At 33.3% G+C, this 16,770-nt stretch carries 17 protein-coding genes; 6 read left to right on the forward strand and 11 right to left on the reverse strand.

All coding sequences use genetic code 11. The features are described from left to right. Positions 1-27: 27 nt before the first annotated feature. From AB4J89_RS04795 to AB4J89_RS04810, 4 genes are all read right to left on the reverse strand, one after another. Positions 28-564: an Ail/Lom family outer membrane beta-barrel protein gene (locus tag AB4J89_RS04795; RefSeq protein ID WP_311754749.1), complete on the reverse strand. Its 537-nt coding sequence runs from the start codon at positions 562-564 to the stop codon at positions 28-30. Positions 565-1,006: 442 nt separating this feature from the next. Then, positions 1,007-1,606: a pentapeptide repeat-containing protein gene (locus AB4J89_RS04800; RefSeq protein WP_311754748.1), complete on the reverse strand. Its 600-nt coding sequence runs from the start codon at positions 1,604-1,606 to the stop codon at positions 1,007-1,009. 69 nt (positions 1,607-1,675) lie between these two features. Then, on the reverse strand, positions 1,676-1,993 hold the full coding sequence (locus tag AB4J89_RS04805; protein ID WP_368468306.1) for a hypothetical protein: 318 nt from the start codon (positions 1,991-1,993) through the stop codon (positions 1,676-1,678). A gap of 63 nt (positions 1,994-2,056) precedes the next feature. Next, the gene (locus AB4J89_RS04810) at positions 2,057-2,359 is read right to left on the reverse strand and encodes a putative quinol monooxygenase (RefSeq protein ID WP_088495723.1); all 303 of its coding nucleotides are present in this window, start codon (positions 2,357-2,359) and stop codon (positions 2,057-2,059) included. Positions 2,360-2,721: 362 nt separating this feature from the next. Between AB4J89_RS04810 and leuE the strand changes: the two genes are divergently transcribed. The 3 genes from leuE to ttcA all read left to right on the forward strand — a co-directional run bounded on the left by leuE (position 2,722) and on the right by ttcA (position 5,431). Continuing rightward, positions 2,722-3,363: a leucine efflux protein LeuE gene (gene leuE / locus AB4J89_RS04815; protein ID WP_083629078.1), complete on the forward strand. Its 642-nt coding sequence runs from the start codon at positions 2,722-2,724 to the stop codon at positions 3,361-3,363. Between the two features lie 271 nt (positions 3,364-3,634). Next, a complete protein-coding gene (locus tag AB4J89_RS04820; RefSeq protein WP_368468309.1) occupies positions 3,635-4,183 on the forward strand; it encodes a 4Fe-4S dicluster domain-containing protein in 549 nt (182 codons plus the stop codon). A 324-nt stretch (positions 4,184-4,507) separates the two neighbouring features. Beyond that, the gene (gene ttcA, locus AB4J89_RS04825; protein WP_368468311.1) at positions 4,508-5,431 is read left to right on the forward strand and encodes a tRNA 2-thiocytidine(32) synthetase TtcA; all 924 of its coding nucleotides are present in this window, start codon (positions 4,508-4,510) and stop codon (positions 5,429-5,431) included. Between the two features lie 307 nt (positions 5,432-5,738). On the opposite strand, the gene zntB is transcribed toward ttcA, so the two are convergent. Beyond that, a complete protein-coding gene (zntB, locus tag AB4J89_RS04830; RefSeq protein WP_088495726.1) occupies positions 5,739-6,722 on the reverse strand; it encodes a zinc transporter ZntB in 984 nt (327 codons plus the stop codon). A 378-nt stretch (positions 6,723-7,100) separates the two neighbouring features. On the opposite strand from zntB, the gene AB4J89_RS04835 reads away from it, so the two are divergent. Continuing rightward, a complete protein-coding gene (locus AB4J89_RS04835; RefSeq protein WP_088495727.1) occupies positions 7,101-7,442 on the forward strand; it encodes a DUF4377 domain-containing protein in 342 nt (113 codons plus the stop codon). A gap of 300 nt (positions 7,443-7,742) precedes the next feature. Next, on the forward strand, positions 7,743-8,303 hold the full coding sequence (locus tag AB4J89_RS04840) for an Ail/Lom family outer membrane beta-barrel protein (protein WP_368468313.1): 561 nt from the start codon (positions 7,743-7,745) through the stop codon (positions 8,301-8,303). Between the two features lie 594 nt (positions 8,304-8,897). On the opposite strand, the gene AB4J89_RS04845 is transcribed toward AB4J89_RS04840, so the two are convergent. After that, positions 8,898-10,517 carry an ABC transporter substrate-binding protein gene (locus tag AB4J89_RS04845; protein WP_088495729.1) on the reverse strand — a complete coding sequence of 540 codons (1,620 nt, stop codon included), beginning with the start codon at positions 10,515-10,517 and terminating at the stop codon, positions 8,898-8,900. 223 nt (positions 10,518-10,740) lie between these two features. Between AB4J89_RS04845 and tpx the strand changes: the two genes are divergently transcribed. Further along, positions 10,741-11,244: a thiol peroxidase gene (gene tpx / locus AB4J89_RS04850; protein WP_311754745.1), complete on the forward strand. Its 504-nt coding sequence runs from the start codon at positions 10,741-10,743 to the stop codon at positions 11,242-11,244. A gap of 92 nt (positions 11,245-11,336) precedes the next feature. Here tpx and tyrR read toward each other — a convergent pair whose 3' ends face one another. The 5 genes from tyrR to AB4J89_RS04875 form a co-directional block, all read right to left on the reverse strand. After that, positions 11,337-12,902 (reverse strand): transcriptional regulator TyrR, encoded by a 1,566-nt coding sequence (gene tyrR, locus AB4J89_RS04855; RefSeq protein ID WP_088495731.1) that lies wholly within the window; start codon positions 12,900-12,902, stop codon positions 11,337-11,339. Between the two features lie 153 nt (positions 12,903-13,055). Continuing rightward, the gene (locus AB4J89_RS04860; RefSeq protein WP_227719016.1) at positions 13,056-13,475 is read right to left on the reverse strand and encodes a hypothetical protein; all 420 of its coding nucleotides are present in this window, start codon (positions 13,473-13,475) and stop codon (positions 13,056-13,058) included. 536 nt (positions 13,476-14,011) lie between these two features. Continuing rightward, on the reverse strand, positions 14,012-15,055 hold the full coding sequence (locus tag AB4J89_RS04865) for a YcjF family protein (RefSeq protein ID WP_311754744.1): 1,044 nt from the start codon (positions 15,053-15,055) through the stop codon (positions 14,012-14,014). Next, a complete protein-coding gene (locus AB4J89_RS04870) occupies positions 15,052-16,446 on the reverse strand; it encodes a YcjX family protein (RefSeq protein ID WP_088495733.1) in 1,395 nt (464 codons plus the stop codon). Before AB4J89_RS04870 ends, AB4J89_RS04865 begins: the two co-directional genes overlap by 4 nt. Next, positions 16,427-16,681 (reverse strand): peptide permease, encoded by a 255-nt coding sequence (locus tag AB4J89_RS04875; RefSeq protein WP_227719017.1) that lies wholly within the window; start codon positions 16,679-16,681, stop codon positions 16,427-16,429. Before AB4J89_RS04875 ends, AB4J89_RS04870 begins: the two co-directional genes overlap by 20 nt. Between the last annotated feature and the right edge of the window lie 89 nt (positions 16,682-16,770).

Raw genomic sequence — 16,770 nt, forward strand, 5'->3', positions numbered from 1 at the left:
TTAAAAAAATTATTTATTAGCTTAATATTAGAAACGGTAACCAACACCTAATACCCAAGTGCCAAATTTTGCATTATCAAATTTTGAATATTCATAAGATGTATCAATTGCCACGTTTGGGATTGGATTAATTTGTAAACCTAACCCATAAGCCATGGATGTTTTACTATATTCATTATTAACATAATAATATTTATCTTCTTGACTAACGTGTCCAAAACCAATTAAACCATACGCGCTAAAATAGTCATTAAAACGATAGCTAGGCCCTGCGGTTAATGAAGCATAATCAATTTCAGTTGAACCAACTTTTCCCCAACGACTATAATAATTATAAGTTAATTTTGTGTACGTCAATGATCCAATAACACCCCAATCATTATCAAACTCATGGTTATACTTAAAGTTAATCCCTTTAGGGTTATCGTCTATTTTATTATCACCCACTTTAATTGAGCTTTGAGCATAACCTACTGATAAAGTATTATCTAATGCTGCTTGTGCATTAAAAGAAAGCGTAGAAATAGCTAATAGTGAAGCTGAAATAAATAAATTACGATTCATCTTTATTCTCTATATAAAAGCAAAAGGATAGACAAATGGAACTAAATTAGAATTTAGCTCTCTTATTAAATTGAGTTTGATACTCAATAAAATTTATCTATAAATAATACGTTACTAACTAATTTTTATAAAGAAATTCTTATGATTAAATTGATAATTAAAAGAGCATCTGCCTCAACAACAAACTTACCTTATTTTTCGCTATTATTAAGGAAATATTAAGGCTATAACGTTATGAAAAAAGACTGATTTTAATTTCCATTGGATTTTTTGTTTTCTATCCATTATTGATATTTTTTATTTATTAAACGTAAAAAATTTAATTACCAACCAAGGTAAATATATTTTATTATTAATACAATATAATTTTTATTTTAAATAATTCAAATAATTACGCTGCACAATAACCTAAAGCTAAATATTGCTTAATTCTCCATGACGATTAATCACTCAATTTAATATCAAGATATTTGAGTAAATCAAGTGCTTCTATTTTAGAAAAAATTGCTTTCGTCATTTTATTTTGCCGAATATCAATATCAAAAGAATGCGAATGAGTAAAATCAACCCCTTCTAAATTTGTTTGCATAAACAAACTATTAGAAAAGTCAGAACCAATCATAAGTGATCTTTGAAGCTCCGCATTTCTAAAATCCACATCATGTAATCTACACTCTTCAAAAATAGATTCACTCAGTTTTAATCCAAAAAAGTTACATCCGCTTAAGATGCTATTCTTAAAACTGAGTTGGGAATAAAGATCGAATTTTGGCCAATGCGCTTTTGTCCAGTCAATACCAACAAGTTTGCATCCGACAAATTCAGTATTAGAAAATCGAGTATTAGGAAAATTAGCTAAACTTAAATTACACTGTTCAAATAAGCAATGTACAAACTTGCAATGTAATAGCTCAGCAGATAAAAAATTACACTGATGAAATTCACATTCCTCAAAAATAACATTGCTAAGTGCTAATTCATTAATATCAAGTTTAGTGAAAGTTTTATCTAAATATTCTTGATTGCTCTTTAAATTTTCCATATATAGACTCAATAGAAATGTATATTAATCTAGAGATAAAACAGACCTAGAGTAAAATTTATTTTATGTTTATATATTATTAGCAAGTTGCATTTTTAACCAAAAATCTTGCTGACATAAATTAAAAAATTCTTTTCTACAAGGAGAGATAGGTTTGTTATTTGATTCGACAATTTCCCAAGTGATCCAATGTTCAGGACATTGAGCGTCATTATCATAGTGTTCTGTTTCTATCTCTTCTGTACATTTCAAAATGACACCATCAGAAAATAACCAAGTATGAGTTGCTCTGGTTATTTCTGTTAAGTTATCTAAAAAATTCTGGGTACTTAAAACTTGATAGCTATCTTCTTGGTTTACAATTTGAGATATATACTTCGCTAACATCACCTTCTCTCTTGTTTTACTTCTTATTATCTAATGTACTCACTATAAATGAGCTAACTTTTATTACTTTTGTTTTTCATCAAAAGCATCTGCCATAAGTAAAAATTTAGGCTCTGCTCTTGTATATGCATTAATCATAGGGACTAATCGCTGAAAATGTTCACTAGCACAATGCACATCAAGTGCAGCATGATCAGGCCACTGTTCAATAAAAACAAAGTGACCAGGATCTTTTTCATCAACATATAGATTGTAACTAATACAAAGAGGCTCTTTCTTAGTCGCTTCAACAAGTTCACGATAAAGAGGTAAAACAATTTCTATCGCTTCTGTTTTAATAAAATCTTCAGCAATCACTTTTAACATCGCATTTCCCTTACCCTAATTGATCGACAAAATACTGTATAAAAACACAGATAAATATAGTCTAGTTAATTTAAGAGATCTACCGTCTTTACATAAAAAAAGCCATAATTTGCCTTTGTAATATTTTATCTTTCTATTTGAAACCCTATCATTTTTTTAATCGTGAACCAATTTTGAAAACAAAGGCAAAACAGTGCAGTAATCTATTGAAGTGGTAAAGAAGTACTGTTTTGGTCAGAAAGCAGTAAGCATCAAACATTTATCTTCTATATGAGTAAAAATATGCGTTTAAATAATGTGGATTCTCTTTATATAATAGCAATTCATTAAGTAATACAGAGAAAGTAGGATTGGGGGTTAACGTGTGGCTTGAACAATTTGGTGTACTCAATATCTGGACATACCTTGCAGGCATGTTTTTTATTATTCTTGTTCCTGGCCCCAATACACTCTATGTGCTAAAAACAAGCGCATCAGGCGGTGTTCGCGATGGATATCGTGCTGCATTTGGTGTTTTCTTAGGTGATGCTATTTTAATTTTTCTCGCCTTTATTGGTGTTGCATCGGTAATAAAAGCCTCTCCTTTACTTTTTACTATTGTTCGCTTTTTAGGCGCTTTTTATCTTCTCTATTTGGGAATAAAAATTATCCATGCCACTTTTTTCTCCAAAAAAGTGCATTCAGAACAAACAACAACCGTACAGAAACACGTTTTTAGAAAAGCGCTTACATTAAGTATGACCAATCCTAAAGCGATTTTATTTTATATCTCATTTTTTGTGCAGTTTATCGATTTTAATTATGCACATACGGGATTATCTTATTTAATCCTCGCTTCCATGCTTGAAGCCTTTAGTTTTATCTATCTTTCTTTTCTGATATTTGGTGGTGTAGCCCTTGCTCGCTTCTTCGGCTCGCGTAAAAATATCGCTAAACTAGGTAATGGTGTTATCGGGCTTTTCTTTATGGGATTTGCGACTAAATTAGCGACATTAACATCATAAGTTTTAATAACAGATACCAATTAAAGAAATGGCAATCTAAATAAGATTGCCGTTTTTTCAGCTACGTTTATTTACGTATATTTATAAGATTTTATTCTTATCATCTTATTAAATACTATTCATTCTCATTTGATTTCAGCTTAAAAAACTATTTTTTATTTTATTGTTATTATTTAACCTTATTTATTCGATATAAATTTGATTAATATTACTAAAACAAGTTATTCATCGATATATTATAAAGTATATAGCCCTATAAGTAGGTATTGAGATGAATAGCCAAATTGTTATTGACTCTAAAAAATGTATTGGCTGTAAGACATGTGAGGTTGTTTGTTCGGTCGGTCATACATCAGAAAAAGATGGAAATGATTTTCTCAATAAAAAGAATTTTCATCCTAGGATCCACATTATTAAATTAATGCATCAATTTACAGCTTCTGTTTGCCATCAATGTGAAGATGCGCCTTGTGCCCAAGCTTGCCAGACAAAAGCATTAGTGCGTGGTGAAAACTTTGTCGAAACGCACCCTGAAAATTGTATTGGGTGTAGAGCTTGTCTTTTAGCTTGCCCATTTGGAGCCATTGAGCTTGAGAAAAAAGCGCATTCAGCACCGACTTCTTGTTTAGATCTTGGCCAGCAATTTCAAATTGATATCGTTAAATGTGATTTATGCAATCATAGAGAGCAAGGCCCTGCTTGTGTTGAATTTTGTCCTCAAGATGCCTTAATTTTTGTCTCCGACAATGAATTGTCACAATTAACTGCTGAACGTAGAAAAAACTCTATTCTACGTGAACTACCAACGATGCCTTATTAAGACATATACCTATTAATAATCGCTACGTGACACAAAAAATTTAATAGCCTTATTCAGTTTATATAAGGCTATTACTTCTTACTTTTTACCACCTTGAAAGCGCTTAACTGTAGTTATCTATATCGAAACCACCCTACCATCTGGTATCATTGTCGACTTATCAATTTTCTTGCCATAAATAACTTTGTTTTTCACACAACTTATCATTTGAGCCTATAAGATATTTTATTGATTTATCATGTTGTTAAGGTATCAAAACAGCGAAGAACAAAGCCTTGGTTAGCAAGTTACAGAATAATCAGCAACGATATAGAACCGTAAAAAATGAGCATCCCAAAAGAGCAGTATAATTTCAACAAACTACAAAAACGCTTACGCCGTGATGTTGGGCAAGCTATCGCTGACTTTAATATGATTGAAGATGGCGACAAAATCATGGTCTGCCTTTCTGGTGGTAAAGATAGCTACACGCTACTTTCTATCTTAATGAATCTGCAAAAAAGTGCGCCAATTAACTTTTCACTTATTGCAGTCAATTTAGACCAAAAACAACCCGGATTCCCTGAGCACATTTTACCTGAGTATTTAAATGAACTTGGTGTGGAATATAAAATTGTTGAAGAGAATACCTATGGGATCGTTAAAGATATTATTCCTGAAGGTAAAACAACCTGCTCTTTATGCTCACGTTTACGTCGTGGTATTTTATATCGCACAGCAACAGAAGTTGGTGCAACTAAAATTGCTTTAGGCCACCATCGTGATGATATTTTAGAAACATTATTTTTAAATATGTTCTATGGTGGCAAACTTAAAGGTATGCCACCTAAATTAATGAGTGACGATGGCAAACAAATTGTTATTCGTCCTCTTGCTTATGCTCGTGAAAAAGATATTGAGCGTTTCGCACAAGCTAAACAATTCCCAATTATTCCATGCAATCTTTGTGGCTCACAACCTAACCTTCAGCGCCAAGTGATTAAAGAGATGCTAAGAGATTGGGATAAACGTTATCCTGGTCGTATTGAAACTATGTTTAGAGCAACACAAAATATTGTCCGATCACATTTATGTGATACTCAATTATTTGATTTTGTGAATATCAAACATGGTGATGAAGTCATTAATGGTGGCGATTTAGCTTTTGATAAAGACGATATTCCAGCCGTTCCAGTGATGTTCCAAGAAGAAGATGATGAACGTCCTGACTTTAGCCAAAATAAACTCGATATTGTTGAAGTGAAATAGTGCACTATCTCCTAAGCCTTGCATTCGGGGCTTAGGATTTTTATGACTAAATAATAGCCAATAATAAATTTAAGCAAAAAAAAACCGATGTTAAGAAACATCGGTGTAATAATGGTCAATTATTCTGTATTAAGAACTCAATATGAGAAAAACTACAATTATGGAGCACAACGTTCATCGCTCAACGTTGTATTCACCTGCGAGAGTTATAATGCCAGATGTTCTATTTTAAAAAATTGATATATCTCAAACAGGGTTAGAGAATTCTTTTTTAAATCCATTTAGTTACGATTAATTTGCTGAAAATTTACAACCATCTACTACGCTTTAACCACCAAGTAACAATCACAATCAAAATAAAGAGAGATAAACAGAAGATGGTAAAACCATAAGGAAATTCATTTCCGGGTATTCCACCTAAATTGACACCAAATAGCCCTGTTAAAAATGTTGTTGGTAAAAATAACATCGCCATTAGTGACATAGTATAAGTACGTCTATTCATCGCATCAGCCATCATTGATGTTATTTCATCAGCAATCACTGCCGTACGAGAAATACTACTGTCCAAATCCTCTAAACGTCGAGAAAGTCTTTCTGAGATTTCCAACATCGTGACTCTATCACTATCACTCATCCACGGTAGTTTTTCGATAGAAAGTCTCGAAAATACATCTCGTTGCGGAGCCATATAGCGACGTAAAACAATCAATTGTTTTCTTAATAATGCGAGTTCACCTCTTGCGGGTATTTGTTGTTCGAGGATCATATCTTCAAGTTCAATTAATTGGTCATGCAAAGTCTCAACAAATTCGCCTATTTCATCGGTCACAGCATCAGCCATAGTAATTAGCCAATCGCCACTATTTTCAGGTCCATTACCCAGTTCTAAAGTATGAATAACAGAATCCACCGAATTAACTTGGCGGTGACGGCTTGAAACGATTGTTTGACTGTTAATATAAATTCTAAAAGCAACAAGCTCATCAGGTCTATCATTAGGATTATTATTAATTGTTTGCAAATTGATAATGATACCTTCACCGATACGCTGTGCTTTTGGTCTGACGTTCTCTGCAAGCAATATATCTTTAGCAATAGGTGGAAGTAATTCTGTCTCTTGTATCCATTGAGCACTTTGTGGTTTGCGATAATCTAAATGCACCCAATATGGATTTTCATTTGTTGCAACAGTCTCCGTTGTGATTTCTGTTGCTCCTCCATGCCCATCAAGTTGTGCTGTATAAATAGCATCTGCATCTTGTATAACAGAGTCATTAACTGTTTTCACTTAGCTTCCTCCATAACTTTTGCTTTAAAGGCAATACTTGAATTCAATGCTCAACTGTCAAATATGATTAATCTACCTTCATTTTATAACGCTATGTTTTGAACTGTTATTCTATACTTTTTTCTAGTTAGCTGTATATCAACGCTACTTTTGTTTAATTCATCCCAAACTTCTATTTATCTTTATCACTTTAGGATTATTACACTAAATTGGATACTAATAGTTACGTTAGGATATTAACACCTAGAATAACAACAGGTAACTTATTTTATTTATAGAAAAAAAAGTTACCTGTTGTAATTTATAATAATTATCTGTCTGGTGTATACTAAATATTCTTTAATACATTTATTGCACCCTAAAAATAAGGTCATCAATATGAAAAAATTTATCGCTATTCCTTTATTTTTACTTTTGGCTGGATGCAATGACGCAACTTCAACTGAAAGTGCAAATACAACGCCGTCTACAGGGACAACAAAAACGCTTCTAGTGGATTCACAACTATATGATTGTGTAGGTGTCGCACCAATGAAGTGTATGAAGGTAAAAGAGTTACCTTCAGGCGAATGGTCTCTGTTCTATCAAAACATTGATGGTTTTGAATATAAAGCAGGCACTGAATACACATTGAAAGTTAATGTTACAGATATTCCTAATCCTCCAGCAGATGCACCAAGTGTGAAATATACACTGATTGAAGTTGTAGATAAGAAATAGAAAGTCACGCCAAAATCTAGCTCACAATAGGTATTAAAACTTATTGTGAGTATTTTCACCTATTACGCTCAATTTCCACTCCCTTTTATTTAAATAATGACATCTCATTACACCATCATCTAAAATAATTAATAAAATTTATATTAATTAATTATTAGCTATTTATAATAGTTTTATTTTTATTGAGTTTAAGAATAAGCACGCGAACTTTTTTTAAGAGTAATTTCAATCAATTAATATTGAAATCAACATTTATTTTACTAAAAATAACGTTCTACACATCAACATAGAAACTCTACAATGAATAAATTAGCCCTTATTTTAATTACCTTAGCTTTATCTTATTCTTCTACATTACATGCCTATGATAAAACACACACCCTCTCTGCTGGTTATATTTACGGCAAAATAAAAGGCGACACCGCAAAAGGAGAGATAATCAGTTATCGATATGAAACAGAAAATACTTGGGGAATATTAATTTCCCTACTGCATTTAAACACAGATCGTAAAGAATATTTTATTGATCCTCGTTTTACCACACCGTCAACAATAAAATACCGAACAAAAACTACAGGTCTATTAATCGGTCCAACTTATAGAATAACACCTGAAATTTCTGTTTATGCTCAAATGGGTCCTAATAAATTAAAATATCAGGAAGATAAATATCATCCCCAAATAAATACAACAGATTCCCACATTGTAAATTCAACAAGTGTAATTGGTCAAATTGGCATCGATTATAATCCTGTTAGAGATATCTCATTTAGCTTGGGCTATCTTTACTCTGATACCACAGCAAACAAGCGGCATCTTGAATTAAGTGTTGTACAATTATCTCTAGGATTTCATTTTTAAACGGTTTTCTAATAACTACTGATAATCAATAACTTTATTTAATAATAAAGAAAAGCGAATAGATAGTTCTACGTTTAAAGTACTCAAATACCATGATAAATATATTAGTTTTTATTATAATTAAGTATTTATATCTATAAATAAAATAAGACATAATATTTAACATCAAGCACATTGCACAATTGGTCAAAACAATACCATAAAAATGTATTAACATATCACTTGCAATGTTTATTCCTTTTGAGTCTCCTTCTGTTTTTATAACAGAGGGATTTTTTTTGTTATAAATATTTTATTAATCACTGTAACAGTTAGATACAATAAAAAGCGTGCAAAGAAAGCCTTAAAAATATAATTTATATCCGGACGATAAGTCATCCTGCTTTATTTTGCTACGCCCCTTTTTTTAAAGGGGTTCTTTTTTATTTATACTCTCTTCTATTTTTTAGACCTCTTTAGTTTTCTTCTTATTGATACATATCAACGTATAAATCATAATTTCTTTACATTTTCTATTTGTAACTAAAATAAAAATGCCCCAAAGTAGATTTTGACTTTGAGGCATCATTTTAAGGTTTTAATTTAGCTTCTACCTTAATGCTTCAGAATATAAAGCGTATGGCTATATGCAACATCTTCTGGATTTTTAATTGGATAACCTTTTAGCCAAGGCTTTATTAATCGTCCATTTGTATATTGATAAATAGGTGCTATTGGTGCATCTTCAGCAATTATTTGCTCAGCACGGTTATACAAACTATTCCTCTCATTTGCATCAATAGCCATACCAGACAAGGTTAACACTTCATCATATTGCTTATTCTGATATTTAGGGATATTACCAGTGTGTTTAGAACCTAATAAGCTTAAAAAAGTAGAAGGCTCATTATAGTCACCAATCCATGATGCCCTTATAACATCAAAATCCCCCGAATTTCGGCTATCAATATATGTTTTCCATTCCTGATTACGTAATTCGACTTTTACTCCTAACTTTTTCTTCCACATAGAAGCAACTGCAATAGCAATTTTCTGATGATTCTCTGAATTATTGTATAGCAATGAGAGTGTTAATGGATTATGAGGACCATATCCAGCAGCCGCTAACAAGATCTTAGCCTGACTATCTAATTCATCTTGATTGTATTCATCATAAATTGTAGGTTCTGGGGTAAAGCCTGCCGTTACATCAGGTGTAAAACGGTTTGCTGATTTCTCCCCTGTTCCTAATACTTTATCAGTGATAATTTTTCTATCTATCGCCATCGCTAACGCTTTACGTACACGAATATCTTTTGTTGGCCCTGATTGAGTATTAAAAGCATAATAATAAGTCCCCAACTGGTCAGGAATATAAACCTCATTAGGAATATCTTTCATTAATTTATGATATAAATTTTTCGGGAATGACTCTGTAATATCAATATCACCGGCTAAATAACGTTTAGTCGCATGTGATTCATGATTAATAGGCACAAAAGTAACTTTAGTCAATACTGTATTTTTATGATCCCAATAATAAGGATTTGGCGTTAATACAATCTTCTCGTTAACCACTCTGTCTTTTAAAACAAAAGCCCCATTTCCCACTAAATTACCAACTTTAACCCACTCAGCACCATATTTTTCAATACTATGATGAGGTACAGGATATAACGAAAAATTAGTCGTCAAATTTGGAAAATAAGAAACTGGGCGTTCTAACGTGACTTTTAGTGTTTTTTCATCAATCGCTTCTACACCTAATGATGTTGGTTTTAATTTTCCATCAATAATCTTTTGTGCATTTTCAATCGATGCAAGTGATGCATACCATGCAAAAGGTGAAAGGTTTTTAGGATCAACTAGCCTTTGCCAACTATAGACAAAATCTGTTGCTGTTACCTTTTCACCATTGGACCATTTCGCATTATCACGTAAAGTGAAGATCCACACGCGATTATCTTCTGTGCGCCAACTTTGAGCAACTCCCGGAATCGGGCGTCCATACTCATCTTCTATCGTCAACCCTTCAAACAAATCACGTTGCACTTGAGCTTCTGTTAACCCTACTGCATTAATAGGATCGAGTGATGCAGGTTCATCTTTTAAATGTCGAACCACTTCTTGTTTTTTATCGAGTATCGTTCCTGCGGGGACTACTGCCGCATTTACCTGCGATGTGAGTAATCCTTGAACGACAAGTGCACATGAGATGACGAATATTTTGCGCATGTCTGTTTCGTCCTGTAATCTGTATGAGAATGAACTGCACAATTATAAGAGCCTGATAAAAAGGCACAATCACTGATTACAAATATTTTATAAATTTTTATGTTTTTAGTGGTGAGTATGCCAATAGTGGCAAATTTTAATAATGGTTAAGCATTAACGAGAATTATCGTTAATAATGAGTATTAATAACAGTTAGTCTAACAACTAATAAAGGAGAACAACAATGGCACATCAAGTTACTTTACAAGGAAATGCAGTGGCACTTGCGGGTAATTTCCCAGCAGTAGGTCAAAAAGCTGCAGATTTCTCTCTTGTTGGTAAAGATCTTAATGATGTTTCTTTAGCGAATTTTGCAGGTAAACGTAAAGTTCTAAACATTTTCCCAAGTGTAGATACTGGTGTTTGTGCTGCAAGTGTTCGCCAATTTAATAAAGTTGCAAATGAATTAAATAACACCGTTGTTTTATGTATTTCAGCTGATTTGCCTTTTGCTCAAGCACGTTTTTGTGGTGCGGAAGGCTTAGATAACGTTGTGACATTATCTACAATGCGTGGTGCTGAATTCAAAGAAAACTATGGTGTTTCAATTGCATCAGGCCCATTAGCTGGATTAACGAGCCGTGCAGTGATTGTTTTAGATGAAAATAACACTGTTATCTACACCCAGTTGGTTGATGAAATCACAACTGAACCAAATTATGATGATGCATTAAAAGCATTGAAATAATACAGATAAAAAAATAGACGGGCATTATGCTCGTCTATTTTTATTATGCACAAAATCTTACTACTCATCTTACTACTCATCTTACTACTCAATTAATCTTCAGACTTCTCACTCTTTTTATTCGTAAGATTATATTCTCTTAGCTTATTCGCAATAGCAGTATGAGAAATACCTAAGCGTTTTGCTAATTTACGTGTACTAGGGTAATCACGGTATAAACGCGTCAAAATCGAAGCTTCAAAGCGTTTTGTCATTTCATCTAACGAGCCTTCTAATAGGTTCTCATCAAATAATGTTTCATCCGTGTGCTCAGGTACCGTAATATCTTGAACGCGCAATGTATTTCCGGTTAATTGAGCCATTGCTTGGTAAACAGTATTCCGTAATTGGCGAATATTACCCGGCCAAGAATATTGCATTAAATAATTTGAAAAGTCGGTAGAAATGGACGGTACACCCATATTTTGTTCTTGGCAGTACTGATTAATAAAATGAGTTGCCAACGGAATTATATCGTCCCTTCTTTCTCTTAATGGCGGTAATGTTAGTGTTAATACGTTCAAGCGGTAATAGAGATCTTCTCTAAATAATCCCTTTTGCACTAATTCCCACAAGTTTTTCTGAGTAGCACAAATAATTCTCACATCGACATTAACTTCTTCTTCTTCACCCACTCTGCGGAACGTTCCGTCATTTAAAAAACGTAGAAGTTTAATCTGCATTTGCGGTGACATTTCACCGATTTCATCAAGTAAAACAGTGCCACCATTAGCTTGCTCAAAAAAGCCCTTTTTTCCTTCAATCGCATTAGGATAAGCGCCCGCTGCATAGCCAAATAACTCGCTTTCAACAACATCATCAGGCATTGACGCGCAATTTAAGCCAAGAAATGGATACCTTAAACGGTTACTTAGTAAATGGCAGGCTTTTGCTAATAAATCCTTTCCTGTGCCTGTTTCGCCCACTAACAACAATGGATCATTCATTATTGCCATTTTCTTTGCACGAGCAATAAGCTGCTTCATTTTAGGTGTTACGGCAATAATTTGGTCAAATCCACTTTGATCATTAGCCACTACTTTAGAGCGATCATAAATAACTTCATGATGTTTCAGTAAAACAAAAGCCCCAACACAATGATTATATTGGTTATCGTCTGTCAGTTTAATTGGGACTATTTCCATTTCAAAATTCTGTTTTTTCACAGTAATAGGCACCATTTGAATAAAGTGCTCTTTTTGTTCTAAAAAACGATGAATATTAAAATTAGGAATAAATTGATTAAATGTTTTCTCAGAGTGATCATCTGAAGATAAACCAAAAAGCTGTCTCGTCGCAGGGTTAAGTAACTTAACTTTGCCTTTGGTATCAATAGAAAAAACAGGAACAGGGACAGATTCTAATAATGTCCAAATTGCACGATGTTCTTGCTCTGATGGCATAAATGCAACTGTACGTACATCAATAACACCATTTATTCGACGTATTTCCGCCATCAACGGTTGAAAAATATCAAAATCAATCTGTGAAAAATTCAGGTAAATAAGACCTATTGGGAATATTTCGATTCCACGTAAATCAATATTTTTTAATACCAGCAGATCTAATAATTCACGGGTTAACCCGATGCGATCTTCACAAGTGACCTCTAAACGCATTATAAACCTTCTTAATACTGAGTGACCCTGAACTAATTCTAGATATTATACATAAATATCAACGAAATAAAGAGGCTTGTCAGCAAAGGTTGACACCACTAGCATTTATTTTTACACAACTAAATTAATCTCCTGATTTTTAACCAAGATTATTTATGCTTTAAAAAAGCCGAATAACGAAAATGAAGAGGGTTTTATTATTTTTTTTAGTTCAAAATCGATAAGATATTCGACATCCTTTACTAAAGGGCTTAATTCTCGACGGATCACCTTTTTGATAGTTTTACATCCATTATCAAAACAAAAAAGCAGATACTCTAATGCGTTTATTGCCTTTTCTTTCTTATCCGCCTCAGTCAGATATTCAAAAAATTGAGATGTTTCTTTTATTTGAAATGACTTAGGTTGCTTTTGGTATTGTCTCTTTTTAATCTCGCTAATCGTCTCACTAAGAATAGGGATTAAAATACTGAGTTGGTTATCGATATTTGAGACATTAAATGCCGAACTCAAATAGAGCTGACGTCTTTGTTTAGAGAGTTTCTTTATTACTGACATTTGTATTTCTTTCATATTTTAACCTAGTTAGAAGGATTATTTATTAACCACTTTTCTATTTTTTATAAATAAAAAACCTCTCTATTTATTAAATAGCAAATCGCTTACAAATTAGACATTTGAAAATATATTGAGAAAATAGCTCTGTGGTACGTTTTCGCGGTGATATTTAACGCTATTTATCATACTAAACTCAAGACTATTTTCTTTCAAAAAAGGAATATTATGATTAAAATTACAAATATTTCACTATATGAGTAGGCATTCACCTTAAAATACAATTAGTTACAAAACTCTTTTTCATCATAAGAACTTACTCTTTTTAAAATTTTTTATCACGATAGTTTCTTATTGAAACAATAAGCACATTACCAATAAAATAATAAACACACTTTATATTATTTAATGCCTTATTTTAAAATAATATCTTATTACTTCCTTCATTATGGTTATTTTATATAAATAATACTTTTGCCAGTTTTTATACAAAAAAGCCGCAGAATGTCTTCTGCGGCTTTTATTTAAAATGACTTAAAGGTAAAAATAATAATTTATTCCTTTCTCTTGCCACCAATTGTATTTTTTAATTTTCCTATTAGCTCTTTTCTAAAATCGCCTAACTTAGGTTTATTATCATCAATCCACGGTAAAGGACGGCATAATTCCATTGCTTTTATTCCTAAACGTGCCGTTAATAAACCAGCTCCAATACCTTGTGCTGCTCTTGTTGATAATCGTGCGGCAAGATCTTGTGAAAGCCAGTCCATTCCAACTTCTCTAACGAGTTCTGTCGCACCCGCAAATGCAATATTAACCAGAACAAGGCGAAAGAGTTTTAAACGACTATAGTAGCCTAATTCGATACCATAAATTTCCGCTATGCGATTAATTAAACGAATATTACGCCAACCAATAAAAGCCATATCAACCATCGCCAGCGGACTAACTGCGATCATTAAAGTTGATTCAGCAGCAGAACGGCTAATTTCAGCTCTTGCTTGTTTATCTAAAATAGGTTGAACAAGTTGGCTATAAAGTTCTAATACCTCTTTATCATTATGAGTGTCATGTAATGCACTTTGCCAACGAATTAATGCCGGATGTTGAGAGCCAATACCCGCTTGTTTAGCGAGTTTTTCGCAAAATGGTCGACCGTTCCCCATTGCATGGCTATAAAGTAATTCTTTTGCTTTATCTCTTTCATCTGCGCGTTGACGTAAACGATAAATACGACGCCACTCTGTTATAACTGAGCCTATTCCAGCAACAACAATTAACCCTCCTGCACTGGCTGCACCCAACGCAATCCAGTCAGAATTTATCCATGAATCATAAATCCATTGCCCAGTTTGAGCAATAACACTAATCCCTAAAATAGTACTCGCAATCGTTAATAACCGTTTCCAGACACTTTTTTTCGGTTTTAAAATTGATTGAACATCACCTTCTAATTGCCCTTCATTCTCTTCATCTAACTGTGGATCAATAGGCAAAAATTGCTCATTTTCATTAAAGCCAACACCTTTTTTCAAGATGACTTCGTCTTGAAGTATGGGCTCTTTAAAATCAATTCGTGATTTTAATGGCTCATTCATTTTAATTTATCCCCTAACAAGAATTCCATTGCACTATCCATACGAATATGAGGAACCGCACTATCTCTTGATATTTGCTGTGGTCTAAAAGATTCGAAACTAAACCCTTGTTTTTCCCAAAATGCTTTTTCAGGTAATCGCTTAGGAACTTCACCGGGGAAATACACCAACGGTTTGTTATCGCTTAAACGGAAACCTTTTAATGCTGGAATTTTTTCACCATGATGATCAACAATCCCACTTTCAGTCGCTGCAATAGAAGCAAGCCCCATGCAATCAATGCTGATCCCTTCAAAAATGGCATTTTGTTTGGCATCTTGGATAAGCTGTTGGAGCAATGACACTAAATTTTCATGTTGATCAACAGTAATATGGTCAGCTTTTGTGGCTGCAAATAGAAGTTTATCGATACAAGGTGAAAATAAACGTCTAAGTAAGGTTCTTTTTCCATAATGAAAACTGCGCATTAATTGTGTTAATGCTTGGCGCATATCATTAAAAACATCCGCACCTTGATTTAAAGGTTGTAGGCAATCAACCAAAACAATTTGCCTATCAAATCCTTGGAAATGATCACGATAAAAGCCTTTCACAACATGCTGTCCATAATATTCATAACGCTGTTTTAGCATACCAATATTAGTACGCTTATCAGCATTCTTTAATTTAGCGATATCGTATTTTTGTAAATCAGCCCAAGGGAAAAACTGCAAAACAGGTGCTCCCGCTAATTCACCCGGCAATACAAAACGTCCTGGTTGAATAAAATGAAGCCCTTCTTTTTTACATGCTAATAAATAGTCAGTGTAAGCAGAGGCAATATCGGCTAATAACGTTTCATCAGCTGGTGCAAAGGGATCACACTTTTTAAGAAGTAATTGCCAATTTTGTTCTGGTGATGTTCTTTGGCGATTAACCTTATTTATTTGCTCTGACCATTCAAAATAGTCTTGTTCGAGCATAGGTAAATCTAATAACCACTCACCGGGATAATCAACAATTTCTAAATAAAGTGAAGATGTCTCTTTTATAAAACGTGTTAAAGATTCATTAGAACGATAACGAAGCTGTAAACGAATTTCGCTAACCCCTTTTGTAGGAACAGGCCAACTTGGAGGCGTATGATAAAGAGATTCCATTCCCTCATCATAGGTAAAACGAGGAATGTTTAAATTGTGTTGAGGAATACGTTTTACACCTAGTAGTTGCTTATTTCGTGCAGCCGAAAACAGTGGTAAACGCGCACCTGTGTGCACGTTAATAAGTTGATTAACTAACGAGGTAATAAATGCTGTTTTGCCACTTCGGCTTAATCCTGTTACGGCTAAACGAAGATGTCTATCAACACCACGATTAATAAAAGCTGTAAGTTCATTTTGTAGGCGTTTCATGTTTCTCCCAAGACACTTGACGCGATAGCTTATTAAAGCCTGCTTTGATAATAGGTTCAGCTATCAATAGAACCAGCCAACGTAACGGTTTGCTACTTACTCGTTTTAATATACCGCCTGTGATTGCTGCTGGCCCAAATAAAGTGAATAACATTAACCCAAATGTTAACCCTTTTTTGGCTAATTGGGCGAGTTTATTTGTTTTTAAGGAAATAAATACTTGATTGGAATTCACAATATGCTCCTCAATCAGAAATTTTACTCTTTCACAATACAAGCGTTGAAAAGATAAACAGATTGAAAGAAAGACGCTCCTAAAATGGA

The organism is Proteus sp. STS61-E (assembly GCF_040932335.1).
GTDB lineage: Bacteria > Pseudomonadota > Gammaproteobacteria > Enterobacterales > Enterobacteriaceae > Proteus > Proteus mirabilis_B.

Coding starts and splice junctions, on each gene's coding strand:
- AB4J89_RS04795 (WP_311754749.1), bottom strand. CDS start 564: ATGAATCGTAATTTATTTATTTCAGCTTCACTATTAGCTATTTCTACG.
- AB4J89_RS04800 (WP_311754748.1), bottom strand. CDS start 1,606: ATGGAAAATTTAAAGAGCAATCAAGAATATTTAGATAAAACTTTCACT.
- AB4J89_RS04805 (WP_368468306.1), bottom strand. CDS start 1,993: ATGTTAGCGAAGTATATATCTCAAATTGTAAACCAAGAAGATAGCTAT.
- AB4J89_RS04810 (WP_088495723.1), bottom strand. CDS start 2,359: ATGTTAAAAGTGATTGCTGAAGATTTTATTAAAACAGAAGCGATAGAA.
- AB4J89_RS04820 (WP_368468309.1), top strand. CDS start 3,635: ATGAATAGCCAAATTGTTATTGACTCTAAAAAATGTATTGGCTGTAAG.
- ttcA (WP_368468311.1), top strand. CDS start 4,508: ATGAGCATCCCAAAAGAGCAGTATAATTTCAACAAACTACAAAAACGC.
- AB4J89_RS04835 (WP_088495727.1), top strand. CDS start 7,101: ATGAAAAAATTTATCGCTATTCCTTTATTTTTACTTTTGGCTGGATGC.
- AB4J89_RS04840 (WP_368468313.1), top strand. CDS start 7,743: ATGAATAAATTAGCCCTTATTTTAATTACCTTAGCTTTATCTTATTCT.
- AB4J89_RS04845 (WP_088495729.1), bottom strand. CDS start 10,517: ATGCGCAAAATATTCGTCATCTCATGTGCACTTGTCGTTCAAGGATTA.
- tpx (WP_311754745.1), top strand. CDS start 10,741: ATGGCACATCAAGTTACTTTACAAGGAAATGCAGTGGCACTTGCGGGT.
- tyrR (WP_088495731.1), bottom strand. CDS start 12,902: ATGCGTTTAGAGGTCACTTGTGAAGATCGCATCGGGTTAACCCGTGAA.
- AB4J89_RS04860 (WP_227719016.1), bottom strand. CDS start 13,475: ATGAAAGAAATACAAATGTCAGTAATAAAGAAACTCTCTAAACAAAGA.
- AB4J89_RS04865 (WP_311754744.1), bottom strand. CDS start 15,055: ATGAATGAGCCATTAAAATCACGAATTGATTTTAAAGAGCCCATACTT.
- AB4J89_RS04870 (WP_088495733.1), bottom strand. CDS start 16,446: ATGAAACGCCTACAAAATGAACTTACAGCTTTTATTAATCGTGGTGTT.